Origin of the sequence: Clostridium gasigenes (genome assembly GCF_017348895.1) — a bacterium.
Lineage (GTDB): Bacteria > Bacillota > Clostridia > Clostridiales > Clostridiaceae > Clostridium > Clostridium gasigenes.
In genome coordinates this window covers 3,761,061-3,774,884 of sequence record NZ_CP071376.1, presented here as the reverse complement: position 1 = coordinate 3,774,884, position 13,824 = coordinate 3,761,061, and the positions used below count along the sequence as shown (strand labels likewise).

Here is a 13,824-nt window from a genome sequence, read left to right as displayed (position 1 = left end):
CTTATGGATTTAAAAGATATTAGAGAGTTAGTCCAAATGATTAACTCTTCAGAATTAGCTTATTTTGAACTTAAAATGGATGATAATTATATAAAGATGGATAAATCCTTAACTAGAAGTTTAGTAGGGAAAACATCTGTTGAAAACATTGTTGGTAAAGAAGAGATTAATAAAAATATTAATAGTGAAATAGTTAATAAAAATACTGAATTAGATATTGAAGAAAAAGTTTTAGTTAAAGAAGATGAAAATTTATTGACTATTAATTCACCAATGGTTGGAACTTTTTATGGGTCATCATCACCAGATAGTAGTCCTTTTGTTTCAGAAGGATCAAAGGTTTCAAAAGGTGATGCACTATGTATAATAGAGGCAATGAAATTAATGAATGAAATAGAATGTGAATATAATGGGGAAATAGTGAAAATATTAATTAAAGAAGGACAAATGGTTGAGTATGGTCAGCCAATGTTTAAAGTAAGGAGAGGTTAATATGTTAGGGATAAAAGAAATTAAAGAAATTATACCTCATAGATATCCTATGTTATTAATTGATAGAGTTACAGAAATAGTTGAGGGTGTAAGTGCTAAAGGATATAAAAATGTAACTATAAATGAACAATTTTTCCAAGGGCATTATCCAGATCATCCAGTTATGCCGGGTGTATTAATTTTAGAGGCATTAGCTCAAGTTGGAGCTGTTGCAATTTTAAGTAAAGAAGAAAATAAGGGGAAATTACCTCTTTTTGCTGGAGCAGATAAAGTTAGATGGAAAAAACAAGTTGTTCCAGGTGATAGATTAGATTTAAGTGTAGAAATAATAAAAATGCGAGGACCTATTGGTGTTGGACGTGGTATTGCAACAGTTGATGGGGTAAAGGCTTGCGTGGCAGAAATACTCTTTGCTATAGGATAGGTGATAATATGTTAAAAAAAGTGCTAATTGCAAATAGAGGAGAAATAGCTGTAAGAATAATTAGAGCTTGTAGAGAACTAGGGATTTTAACAGTGGCAGTTTATTCAGAAGTTGACAAAGAAGCGCTTCATACACAACTAGCGGATGAAGCTGTTTGTATAGGGCCAGCAGAAGCTAAGGAAAGTTACTTAAATATTACTAATATTTTAAGTGCTTGTGTTTTAACAGGAGCAGATGGGATACATCCAGGTTTTGGGTTTTTATCTGAAAACCCTAGATTTGCAAAAATGTGTACAGAATGCAATATCAAGTTTATCGGACCAGATTATGAATCAATAGAGCTAATGGGAAATAAAGCAAAAGCAAGAGAGATTATGAAAGAGGCAGGAGTTCCAGTAGTGCCTGGGTATGAAGGCATTGTAGAAAATGCAGATCATGCTTTAAAAATATCAAATGAAATAGGATATCCTGTAATGATAAAAGCATCTGCCGGTGGTGGTGGACGTGGTATTAGGGTAGTTAGAGAAAAAAGTGAATTGAAATTAGCATACGATACAGCTAGAGCAGAGGCAAAAGCTTGCTTTGGTGATGATACTATTTATATAGAAAAATTTATAGAAAAGCCAAGACATATAGAATTTCAAATTTTAGCGGATGATTATGGTAATGTAATACATTTGTGTGAAAGAGAATGTTCTATGCAAAGAAATAATCAAAAGGTTCTTGAAGAGGCACCTTCTACTTTCTTAACAAAAGAGTTAAGAGAAGAAATGGGCGAAATAGCCAAAAAAGCAGCAAAAGCAGTTAATTATAAAAATGCAGGAACTATTGAGTTTTTAGTTGATAAAAATTGTGGATATTATTTTATGGAAATGAATACTAGAATTCAAGTAGAACATCCTATAACAGAGATGATTACTGGAATTGATTTAGTAAAAGAGCAACTAAAAATTGCATCAAAAATGACTTTAGATATAACTCAAGAAGATATTAAAATATCAGGTCATGCAATTGAATGCAGAATTAATGCTGAGGATACAAAAAATAATTTCAGGCCTTGTCCTGGTAAAATAGAAGAGTTATGCATGCCAGGTGGAATGGGTGTGAGATTGGATAGTGCAATTTATTGTGGATATAAAATACCTCATAATTATGACTCAATGATTGGAAAATTAATTACTTATGCTAAAACTCGCGAGGAAGCTATTGCTAAAATGAAAAGATCACTAGGCGAATTTGCAATAGGTGGCGTAATTACTAATATTGATTTCCAATACTGGTTAATACAGCAGGAAGATTTCCTGAAAGGGGAATATGATACTTCATTTTTAGCAGAAAAGATGGTGAATAAGAATGCTTAAAGATTTATTTAAAAAAACTCAATATATTACAGTAAGTAAGGTTTCTTTTGATGATGAAATAATAGAGGAAGGACCTAATATACCATCTGGAATGTGGAGTAAATGCCATGACTGTGGAAATATAGTTTACACAGAGGATTTAGATTCTAATCTTGATGTATGTAATAAATGTGGATTTCATTTAAGAATAAATGCTAATGAAAGAATTAAACAAGTATTTGATAAAGAAAGTTTTAATATATTATTTTCAGAAGTTATAACTAAAAATCATTTAGGATTTAAAGGATATGAAGAGAAACTTAGAAAAGGTAGAGAAGCCTCTGGAAGTGATGAAGCTGTAATTTGTGGAGTAGGTAAAATAAATGGAATAAATATAGCGGCAGCTGTAATGGATAGTTTTTTTATGATGGGAAGTATGGGATCAGCAGTTGGCGAAAAAATAACAAGAACAGTGGAATATGCAACGTTAAATAAATTACCATTGGTGATATTTACAACTTCGGGTGGAGCCAGAATGCAAGAGGGAATTTTTTCTCTAATGCAAATGGCAAAAATATCAGGGGCTATTGGTAGGCATGACGAAGAAGGGCTATTATATATAACTGTATTAACTAATCCTACAACTGGTGGAGTAACTGCAAGTTTTGCAATGCAAGGAGATATTATAATTAGCGAACCAAGAGCTACAATAGGCTTTGCAGGAAGAAGAGTTATAGAAAATACAATTAAAGAGACGTTGCCAGAGACTTTTCAAAAGGCGGAGTTCTTATTAGAAAAAGGATTTATTGATGCTATAGTTCATAGAAGAGAACTTAAAGGTTATATTTATAAAATATTAAATCTTCATGGGGTGAATAAAAATGAGTAGAGAATTTATAAAAACCATGGCACCATGGGAAAAAGTAAATATAGCTAGACATAAAGATAGACCTAATGGGAAATATTATATACAAAATGTATTTGCAGATTTTTTAGAATTTCATGGTGATAGAACTTTCGGGGATGATAAAGCAATAGTAGGTGGAATAGCTCAAATAGGTGGAATAAGTACAACGGTTATTGCTATTACAAAAGGGGAAAATACAAAAGAAAATATCGAGAGAAACTTTGGAATGCCAAATCCTGAAGGATATAGAAAAGCACTAAGGCTTATGAAACAAGCAGAAAAGTTCAATAGACCGGTGGTTTGTTTTATTGATACCCCAGGAGCCTTTTGTGGAATTGGGGCAGAGGAAAGAGGGCAAGGACATGCAATTGCTCAAAATTTACTCCAAATGAGTAGGTTAAAGACACCTATTATATCTATAATAATAGGTGAAGGTGGAAGTGGTGGAGCATTAGCACTGGCAGTTGGGGATAGTGTATTTATGCTTGAGCACTCTATTTACTCAATTCTTTCACCAGAAGGATTCGCATCTATACTATGGAAAGATGGAAGCCGTGCAGAGGAAGCTGCAGAAGTTATGAAAGTAACAGCTCAAGATTTAAGAGCGTTTGATATAATAGATAAAATTATAAAGGAACCTAGAGGTGGAGCTCATAACAATACACAAAAAATGATTAATAGTATAAAAAAAGAAATATATGATGAGTTAAATATATTACTTAAAAAAGATAAAAAAACATTACTAGAGGAAAGATATAATAAATTTAGAAAAATGGGTAGTTTTAATTAGGAAATAGGGGGTGGTGAAAGAAATTTTACTGCCTTTTTTAGGTTGATTAAGCTTTGAATTTAAAGAAGTATATTAGGAATTGTAAAATAAATAACAGACTACAGATTCTTAGCAATTTGCTCTGTTATTTATTTTATGATGACTTAAGTAGATAATAGTAAGAAATGAAATTACTTTGATATTTTTATAACAAAGAAAAACGTTATAAAAATATCTAATAGGATGTTAGAAATTACTAATATAAAGGATTACAAGAAAAAAATGATTGTGAATAAAAAGAATAATCGGAAAATAGAAAATTGTCGAATAAAAACAAAAAAATAAGGTTAATATAGTAAAAGAGATAAAAATTATAAAAGTGAACAGTTAAACACAACATTTAAGGACGGTTTACTATTTAAATTGAAATATTTTAAAAAAAATGAATAAAATATTTAGAAAAAAGATTGACAAAAAAAACACAATGTATTACAATAAATTTGTAGTCAAGAAGACAACTACAAAACAAAGTAAGTAAATAAGTAAATAAGTAAATAAGTAAATAAGTAAATAAGTAAATAATTTAAATAAAAAAATACACATATATAATAGGAGGAATAATAATGACAATTAAAGTTACAAACGCACAAGAATTAACACAAAGAATTAAAGATTTAAGAGCAGCTCAAAAGGAATTTGCTACATTCAGTCAAGAAAAGGTAGATTATATTTTCAGAGAAGCGGCAATAGCTGCAAATAATGCAAGAATTAAATTAGCTAAAATGGCAGTTGCAGAAACTGGTATGGGAATAGTAGAAGATAAAGTTATAAAAAACCATTTTGCAGCAGAGTATATATATAACCAATACAAGGATATGAAAACTTGTGGAATTATAGAAAAAGATAATACTTACGGAATAACAAAGGTTGCTGAGCCAATCGGAGTTATAGCGGCTATAATACCAACAACAAATCCAACATCAACAGCAATATTTAAAACATTAATATCATTAAAAACAAGAAATGCAATAATAATAAGTCCTCATCCAAGAGCAAAAAATTCAACAATTGAAGCAGCTAGAATAGTTTTAGATGCAGCAGTTAAAGCTGGAGCTCCAGAAGGAATTATAGCTTGGATAGATCAACCTTCAGTTGAATTATCACAAAATGTAATGAGAGAATCAGATTTAATATTAGCAACAGGTGGACCTGCAATGGTTAACGCAGCTTACTCATCAGGTAAACCAGCACTAGGAGTTGGAGCAGGAAACACTCCAGCAGTAATAGATGAGACAGCTCATATTAAAATGGCTGTAAACTCAATATTACTTTCAAAAACTTTCGACAATGGTGTAATATGTGCTTCAGAACAAAGTATCATAGTTATTGATAAAGTTTATGATGAAGTTAGAGCAGAACTTGCAGCTAGAGGCGCTTATATATTAAAGGGCGAAGAAATAGATAAGGTTAGAGGCGTAATCTTAAATGAAAAGGGCGGATTAAACGCTGATATGGTTGGTCAATCAGCATTTAAAATAGCTAAAATGGCAGGAGTTACTGTTCCTGAAACAGCTAAGGTTTTAATTGGAGAAATTGAATCAGTAGAACGTGAAGAACCATTCTCACATGAAAAATTAGCACCAGTACTTGGTATGTATAGAGCTAGGACTTTCGAAGAAGCTACAATTAAAGCAGCTAGATTAATAGAACTTGGTGGATTTGGTCATACTTCAGTTCTTTACACAGATCCAAACAAATCAAGAGATAGAATAGAAGCTTATGGAGCAGCTATGAAAACTGCTAGAATTTTAATAAATATGCCAGCTTCACAAGGTGCAATTGGAGATGTATTTAACTTTAAAATAGCTCCATCATTAACACTTGGTTGCGGTTCATGGGGTGGAAACTCAGTTTCGGAAAATGTTGGTCCTAAGCACTTAATTAATATTAAGAGTGTTGCAGAGAGGAGAGAAAATATGCTTTGGTTTAGAGTTCCAGAAAAAACTTACTTCAAACATGGTTGTTTACCAGTAGCACTAGAAGAATTACATGATATGAAGAAGAAGAAAGTATTTATAGTAACAGATAAGGTATTATTCGATCTTGGATATACTCATAAAGTTACAACAGTATTAGATGAATATAAAATAGATTACAAAATATACTCAGACGTTGAACCAGATCCAACATTAAAAACAGCTAGAGCTGGAGCTAAAGAAATGTTAAGCTTTAACCCAGATGTTATCATCTCATTAGGTGGAGGATCACCAATGGATGCAGCTAAAATTATGTGGGTTATGTATGAACATCCAGAAGTTAAATTCGAAGAATTAGCTATGACATTTATGGATATAAGAAAGAGAGTATGTAAGTTCCCAGTTATGGGTCAAAAAGCAATGATGATTGCTATACCAACATCTGCTGGAACTGGTTCAGAAGTAACACCATTTGCTGTTATAACTGACGAAAAGACAGGAATTAAATATCCACTTGCTGATTATGAATTAACTCCAGACATGGCTATCGTTGATGCAGAATTAATGATGAGTATGCCAAGAGGGTTAACAGCAGCTTCAGGTGTAGATGCTTTAACTCATGCTATAGAAGCTTATGTATCAGTATTAGCATCAGAATATACTAATGGAATGGCTTTAGAAGCTATGAGATTAATATTCAAATACTTACCACAAGCTTACAATGAAGGAACAACTAACATTAAAGCTAGAGAAAAAATGGCTCATGCTTCATCAATGGCTGGGATGGCGTTTGCTAACTCATTCTTAGGTGTTTGTCATTCAATGGCTCATAAATTAGGAGCATTCCATCATGTACCACATGGTATTGCAAATGCATTATTAATAAATGAAACAATTAAGTTTAATGCTACAGATGCTCCAATTAAGCAAGCAGCATTCCCACAATATAAATATCCAAATGCTAGCTGGAGATATGCAAGAATTGCTGACTACCTAGCTTTAGGTGGAAACAGTGAAGCAGAAAAAGTTGAATTGTTAATGAAGGCTATCGATGAGCTTAAGGCAACAGTTAATATGCCATTAACAATTGAAGCAGCTGGAGTAAGTAAAGATAAGTTCTACAATGAATTAGAAGAAATGGTAGATCAAGCATTTGATGATCAATGTACAGGAGCTAACCCAAGATATCCTCTAATGAGCGAAATCAAACAAATGTATGTAAATGCATTTGAAGGGGTAAAAGCACCAGTTAAAGAAACTAAGAAAAAGAAATAGTTGATATAATTTAAATAGCTAAGAGCCCTAAGGAGTAATCCTTAGGGCTTTTTATATAGAATTAAGTAGAAATGGAAACTAAGTGGAATATTAAAACTTTTATTAAATTCGTATGATGACTTAACAAAAGAAATAGAGTTTGGCAATTGATTTTGCAAGGCTCTTTTTGTTATAAAAATGAACTTAAAATAGCAATAATCTTTGACCTGTTATTTGGATATACATTAAAAATAAAAATAGGTAGTCATAAAATAGGTACTAGGTATCTTGAAAATAAGTAGGGGGTAGTTTGGAAACAAGAAAGTAATAATATAACTTAATAATAAATTAAAACTATAAGTATATTAAATAATATATGTACAGTAGGAAAAACTGTACAACTCCATTTAAGTTTTAAATTCTAAGTTCTAAGTTTATCTAAATTTATTATGAAAAAATAAAATGAATTATTTTTTAAAAAAGTTTAACTACTGCATATATTATAGTGAAGGCTAAAAAATAATCTGTTTAGAATATTTTAAATTAGATATATGTAGGAGTGGATTTTATGGAAACAACATGCAAAGGGATTTGGATTTCAACAGAAATATGGCAAAAGGAAGATTTAACACTTATTGAAAAGTTATTTATAGTTAAAATAGATTCTTTAGATGGTGAAAAAGGTTGTTATGCAAGTAATAGATATTTTGGAGAGTTTTTCAAATTAAGTAAATCTAGATGCTCAGCAATAATTAAGAATTTGAAAAACAAAGGCTACATAGCAATAAATTATGTTTATGAAGATGGCAAATATGCAATAGAACGTAGAATTATAAAAGTAAAGAAAGTAGTAGATAGCATAGCGAAAATATCTAAGGAAATATCTAAGAAAATTACTGGAAAAGTAGTGAAAACTAAAGAGTTTCAAAATGATGAAAGTGAAGACAATGAGGAATGTGAAAATGAAATAGAATGTCTAGAGCTAAGTGGCACAAGGAGAAAAAGACCTATAATAGAAAATATAGTAGATTTAGATTTAGATCTAGATTTAGATTTAGATGAGATGAAAGATGAGTTTACAAAACTAGAGGTAGATAATGTAGAAGAAGAAATTATCAAATTAGCTATCAATGAGATTGAAGAAGAAGTTATTCAATTAGATATTTTTGGAGAGAAAACAAATGCTAAAAACATTAAATCTAGCAATAGCAGTAATAATAATAAAGCAAAAGCTAATAAAAGTGAAAATAATAGAAATGAAGATAAAAAAATATTAAAAAGGAAATGTATCAAGAGATAATTGGTTATTTAAACATAAAGTGTAATAAAAATTATAAATATACAACAGGAAAAACACAAAGATGTATAAATGCAAGAATTAGAGAAGGACACACTTTAGATGATTTCCAAGAGGTAATAGATAAAAAATATGATGAATGGTCAAAAAACTCAATGAAAGTTTATTTAAGACCAGAAACATTATTTGGTAGCAAGTTTGAAAGATATTTAACTGAAGATGCACAGGAAAGGGAAAATCATTTTAAAGAATCAAATTGGATAGGGGGACAAGCTTATGGAAAATAATTTAAAAATGTTAGAAATAGTGGAGAGAATAAGGAAACTAAAGAAAGAACAAGATTTGGAAACATCACTCCACTTACAGCAGAAGAAATTGAATGGGCAGAAAGAGAACTTTTCTAAAAAAATGTCCCCTTTGTGATGATACTACTTGGATTGAGGTTAGAGTGGAAAAAAGCAGGGCTAATTTTAGAAACAAGTAAGCTTAAGTTTAAATAATTTAAAAAATGGAGCGATGGTGCAAAATTAATGAAAGAGGTAGCTATAAGGCACAATCAAATAAATGCTTCATTGGAAAAATGTCTGTTAAATGTTATTATATAAGGATGACAAGAAGAAGAATTATGTATTTTACGCTATAGACAGAGCCTAATGAACCTAGTCCAGGTTGGATAAATATAATTAGAAAAGAGTGTTGATAATGTATAAACCTTTAGCAGAACTTATAAGACCAAAGGAACTTTCGGAAGTTTGTGGGCAACAGCATATATTAGGAGAAAATAAAATTTTAAATAGGATTTTAAAAAGTGGAGCTATATCAAATATGATTTTTTATGGGCCTCCTGGAGTCGGAAAGACAACAGTTGCAAATATAATTGCAAAACAATCTGGCAAAAGATTTCATAAACTTAATGCTACAAATTCATCTTTAAAGGATATTCAAGAAATAACTAATGAATTAGATACCTTTATGGGTATGAATGGAGTTGTTTTATATCTTGATGAAATTCAAAATTTTAATAAAAAACAACAACAATCACTTTTAGAATATATAGAAGATGGAAGAATAACATTAATAGCATCTACAACAGAAAATCCATATCATTATATTTTTAAGGCTTTACTTAGCAGATCAACTATTTTTGAATTTAAGCCTATAGAAGAGATGGATATAAAGAAAGCTTTAAATAGAGTTGTAGAAATAAAATCAAAAGATTATAAGGAAATAATCTTAAAAGTTGAAGAAGAGGCAATTAATTATCTGGCTACCTATTGTAATGGAGATGTTAGAAAATCTATAAATGGATTAGAAGTAGCTTTAAACTCTACAAATCCAAATGAAGAAGGTATATTATTAATTGATTTAGATACTGTTCGGGACTCCACTCAAAGTAAGGTTGTGGCTTATGACATGAAAGGTGATAGCCATTATGATATTTTAAGCGCCTTCCAAAAATCAATTCGTGGAAGCGACCCTGATGCTGCTATACATTATTTAGCTAGGCTTATAAAGGCTGGAGATTTAATATCTATATGTAGAAGGCTACTTGTAATGGCATCTGAAGATATAGGGCTTGCATATCCTCAAGCAAGTATAATAGTAAAATCTTTAATGGATACTGCAAGAGAACTTGGTTTTCCAGAGGCTAGAATACCTCTTGCTGAGGCAACAATACTCCTTGCAACAAGTCCAAAGTCAAATACAGCTTATCTAGCAATAGATGCAGCACTTAAAGATTTGGAAAATTTAAGAGTTGATGATATTCCAAATTCTATGAAAGATGCTCATTATAGTGGAGCAGTTAATTTGGGTAGAGGGGTAACCTATAAATATCCACATAATTATGAAAATAGTTATGTGAAGCAACAATATCTTCCGGATAACTTAGCTAGTAAGGTTTATTATCAATATGGTGATAATAAGTTAGAAAAAACTACTGCTGAGTATTGGAGACGAATAAAGAATTAAATAAGTATATATTTTAGAAAGCATAAGGATTCTATTTTGAATTCTTATGCTTTTATCCATTTCAAAAAGATAAAAAATCAATAAAATAATATTGACAATAACCGAGCGTTTTGCTAAGATATAAAGGGAAATACAAGTAAAAGAGTTAACATTAAGGGGTGATATATATATGAAACTTTCTACAAAAGGTAGATATGGAGTAAAGGCAATGGTAGACCTTGCTATACATTATGGTGATACACCCGTTTCAATAAAAACAATTTCAAAAAGACAGAATATATCTGAATATTATTTAGAACAATTATTTTCTCCACTTAGAAAAGCTGGACTAATAAAAAGCATTAGAGGAGCTCAAGGAGGATATGTTTTAAACAAAACACCAGATCAAATAAAGGTATCGGACGTAATGTACGTATTAGAAGGACCGATAGAAATAGCAGAGTGTATTGAAGGCGTTGAATGTAATAATGTTGATTGTTGCGCTACAAGATTGCTTTGGGAAAAAATTAAAAATAGCATTGATGAGGTAATGGAATCTATTACTTTGCAAGATATAGCTAATGACTATGCTTCAATAAAACAAAAAAATGAAAGAATAAATATAGTTAATAGGAGTGAAGAATAATGAAAACAGTATATATGGACTATGCTGCAACTACATATGTAAAACCTGAGGTTTTAAATGAAATGATGCCCTATTTTACAGAAAAATTCGGAAATCCGTCATCATTCTACGATTTATCAAGAGAGACAAGTCGCGCAATTGATGAAGCCAGAGGGAATATTGCTAAAGCTTTAAACTGTGAAACAAACGAAATTTACTTTACAGGTGGAGGTTCAGAATCAGACAATTGGGCGATAAAAGGAATAGCTTATGCTCATAAAAATAAAGGGAATCATATAATTACAAGTAAAGTGGAACATCATGCGGTGCTTCATACTTGTGAATACCTAGAAAAAAATGGTTTTGAAGTTACTTACTTAGATGTGGATGAAGATGGATTTATAAATCTAAAAGAATTAGAAAATGCAATTACTGATAAAACAATATTAGTATCAATAATGTTTGCAAATAATGAAATAGGTACAATTCAACCTATAAAAGAAATTGGAACTATATGCAGAGAAAGAAAGGTTTTTTTCCATACAGATGCAGTTCAAGCAATTGGAAACATTCCAGTTGATGTAAAAGAATTAAATATCAGTTTACTATCACTTGCAGCCCATAAAATATATGGACCAAAAGGTATTGGTGTTTTATACATAAAAAGAGGGATTAAAATTGATAACTTAATTCACGGTGGGGGACAAGAAAGAGGAAGAAGAGCAGGAACTGAAAATATTGCATCAATTGTAGGCCTTGGAAAAGCTATTGGGCTTGCGGTAGAAAATTTAGATGAACATGCTAAAAGAATGACAGAGCTAAGAGATAGGTTAATAAAGGGATTATTAACTATTCCATATTCAAACTTAAATGGACCAGCAGGAGAACAAAGATTACCTGGTAATGCAAATATAGGGTTTGAATTTATAGAAGGTGAATCAATATTGTTATCATTAGACTTTGAAGGGGTATGTGCATCAAGCGGAAGTGCTTGCACATCAGGGTCTTTAGATCCGTCACATGTATTGCTTGCTATAGGGTTGCCGCATGAAAGAGCTCATGGATCGTTAAGATTAACAATGGGAGATGGAACAACCGAGGAAGATGTAGATTATGTAATAGAAGTTTTACCACCTATAATACAAAGATTAAGAAATATGTCACCTTTATGGGAAGATCATTTAAAGAAAGGGGAAAAATAATTATGATATATACAGAAAAGGTAATGGATCATTTTAGAAATCCAAGAAATGTTGGAGAAATAGAGGATGCTAATGGTATAGGCGAAGTAGGGAACGCTAAGTGTGGAGACATAATGAAAATATATTTAAAGGTTGAAGATAATATTATTAAAGATGTTAAATTCAAAACTTTTGGATGTGGATCAGCGATAGCTTCATCATCAATGGCTACAGAGTTAATAATGGGGAAAAGTATAGAAGAAGCATGGACATTATCAAATAAAGCAGTTGCGGAAGCTCTTGAAGGACTTCCAGCAGTTAAAATGCATTGTTCAGTTTTAGCAGAAGAAGCAATTCATAAGGCTATAAATGACTATAGAAACAGAACAGGATTAGAACTTTGGGATTTTGAAGAACACGATGATATCCATGATCACGTTCATGGAAATGATGAAGAGTAGGTGACTTAGTGAAGAAGAAGGTAGTTATAGGTATGAGCGGTGGAGTGGATAGCTCAGTTGCTGCATACCTTTTAAAAGAGCAAGGATACGATGTTATAGGTATTACTATGAAGAATTGGAAAGAAGACGATGACTATGTAGAAAGAGAAGGTGGTTGTTGTTCACTTTCTTCAGTTGAAGATGCAAGACGAGTAGCTGATAAATTAGATATACCTTTTTATGTTTTAAATTTTGTAGATAGTTTTAAAGAAAAGGTTATAGATTATTTTGTACAAGAATATATAGAAGGTAAAACACCAAACCCATGTATAGCTTGTAACAAGTACTTAAAATTTGATGAACTTTTAACTAAGGCTAGATCTATAGGTGCAGAATATGTATCTACAGGACATTATGCAAAAATAGAAGAAAGAGATGGTAGACATATCTTGATTCGTGCAGATGATGATAAGAAAGATCAAACATATGCCTTATATAACTTTACTCAAGATCAATTAGCACATACTCTAATGCCTTGTGGAGATTATACTAAGGATAGAATTAGAGAAATTGCTAAAGAAATAGGGCTTGCAGTTCATAATAAAAAAGATAGTGAAGAAATATGTTTTATTCCAGATAATGATCATGGTAATTATATATTGAAAGTTAGACCTGGCGAAGTAAAAACAGGTAATTTTGTTGATAAAAATGGAAATATATTTGGAGAACATAAGGGTATAGTTTACTATACAATAGGACAAAGAAAAGGGCTAGGATTAGCTCTTGGAAGACCTGTTTTTGTAACTGATATAAATCCAAGAACTAACGAAGTTGTTATTGGTAAAGAAGAAGATATATTTAAAACTGATTTAGTAGCAACAGATGTTAATTTTATAACTTTTGATAACCTTGAAGGTGACTTAGTTGTTGAAGCTAAAGTTAGATATTCAGGAAAAGCTGCAAAGGCTACAATTTCACCATTAAATAACGGAAAGGTTAAGGTAAGCTTTGAGGAAAAACAAAGAGCTATAACTAAAGGTCAATCAGTTGTTTTCTATGATGGAAACATTGTAGTTGGTGGAGGAGTAATAGAAGAAATTCTTTAATTTCTATATTAGGGATCTAAACAAAAACAAACCATAATCTGACTAGTTGTTTTTTTAGATCCC

14 protein-coding genes are annotated in these 13,824 nt (G+C 31.1%); all 14 read left to right on the top strand.

Annotation, left to right across the window (positions count from 1 at the left end; translation table 11 throughout):
- Positions 1–3 precede the first annotated feature (3 nt).
- A complete protein-coding gene (gene accB, locus J1C67_RS17675; protein ID WP_089968091.1) occupies positions 4–492 on the top strand; it encodes an acetyl-CoA carboxylase biotin carboxyl carrier protein in 489 nt (162 codons plus the stop codon).
- Position 493: 1 nt separating this feature from the next.
- Positions 494–916 carry a 3-hydroxyacyl-ACP dehydratase FabZ gene (gene fabZ / locus J1C67_RS17670; RefSeq protein ID WP_089968088.1) on the top strand — a complete coding sequence of 141 codons (423 nt, stop codon included), beginning with the start codon at positions 494–496 and terminating at the stop codon, positions 914–916.
- A gap of 8 nt (positions 917–924) precedes the next feature.
- Positions 925–2,277: an acetyl-CoA carboxylase biotin carboxylase subunit gene (locus J1C67_RS17665; protein WP_089968085.1), complete on the top strand. Its 1,353-nt coding sequence runs from the start codon at positions 925–927 to the stop codon at positions 2,275–2,277.
- Positions 2,270–3,145 (top strand): acetyl-CoA carboxylase, carboxyltransferase subunit beta, encoded by an 876-nt coding sequence (gene accD, locus J1C67_RS17660; RefSeq protein ID WP_089968082.1) that lies wholly within the window; start codon positions 2,270–2,272, stop codon positions 3,143–3,145. Before J1C67_RS17665 ends, accD begins: the two co-directional genes overlap by 8 nt.
- Positions 3,138–3,953, top strand: coding sequence for an acetyl-CoA carboxylase carboxyltransferase subunit alpha (locus tag J1C67_RS17655; RefSeq protein ID WP_089968079.1), 816 nt, complete (start codon positions 3,138–3,140; stop codon positions 3,951–3,953). Before accD ends, J1C67_RS17655 begins: the two co-directional genes overlap by 8 nt.
- 608 nt (positions 3,954–4,561) lie before the next feature.
- Positions 4,562–7,183 (top strand): bifunctional acetaldehyde-CoA/alcohol dehydrogenase, encoded by a 2,622-nt coding sequence (gene adhE / locus J1C67_RS17650; RefSeq protein WP_167865596.1) that lies wholly within the window; start codon positions 4,562–4,564, stop codon positions 7,181–7,183.
- A gap of 547 nt (positions 7,184–7,730) precedes the next feature.
- Entirely contained in the window at positions 7,731–8,462 is a 732-nt protein-coding gene (locus J1C67_RS17645; protein WP_167865491.1) for a helix-turn-helix domain-containing protein, read from the top strand.
- Positions 8,447–8,746 (top strand): conserved phage C-terminal domain-containing protein, encoded by a 300-nt coding sequence (locus tag J1C67_RS17640; protein WP_167865492.1) that lies wholly within the window; start codon positions 8,447–8,449, stop codon positions 8,744–8,746. The genes J1C67_RS17645 and J1C67_RS17640 overlap by 16 nt, the downstream gene beginning before the upstream one ends.
- Complete coding sequence (locus J1C67_RS17635; RefSeq protein WP_167865493.1) at positions 8,736–8,882, top strand: hypothetical protein; 147 nt, start codon at positions 8,736–8,738, stop codon at positions 8,880–8,882. Before J1C67_RS17640 ends, J1C67_RS17635 begins: the two co-directional genes overlap by 11 nt.
- Before the next feature lie 279 nt (positions 8,883–9,161).
- Complete coding sequence (locus J1C67_RS17630) at positions 9,162–10,430, top strand: replication-associated recombination protein A (RefSeq protein WP_167865494.1); 1,269 nt, start codon at positions 9,162–9,164, stop codon at positions 10,428–10,430.
- A gap of 169 nt (positions 10,431–10,599) precedes the next feature.
- Complete coding sequence (locus tag J1C67_RS17625) at positions 10,600–11,055, top strand: RrF2 family transcriptional regulator (protein WP_089968069.1); 456 nt, start codon at positions 10,600–10,602, stop codon at positions 11,053–11,055.
- A complete protein-coding gene (gene nifS / locus J1C67_RS17620; RefSeq protein WP_167865495.1) occupies positions 11,055–12,236 on the top strand; it encodes a cysteine desulfurase NifS in 1,182 nt (393 codons plus the stop codon). Before J1C67_RS17625 ends, nifS begins: the two co-directional genes overlap by 1 nt.
- Before the next feature lie 2 nt (positions 12,237–12,238).
- Positions 12,239–12,676, top strand: a complete 438-nt coding sequence (gene nifU / locus J1C67_RS17615; protein ID WP_167865496.1) for a Fe-S cluster assembly scaffold protein NifU — start codon at positions 12,239–12,241, stop codon at positions 12,674–12,676.
- Between the two features lie 8 nt (positions 12,677–12,684).
- The gene (mnmA, locus tag J1C67_RS17610; protein WP_167865497.1) at positions 12,685–13,761 is read left to right on the top strand and encodes a tRNA 2-thiouridine(34) synthase MnmA; all 1,077 of its coding nucleotides are present in this window, start codon (positions 12,685–12,687) and stop codon (positions 13,759–13,761) included.
- Positions 13,762–13,824: the final 63 nt, after the last annotated feature.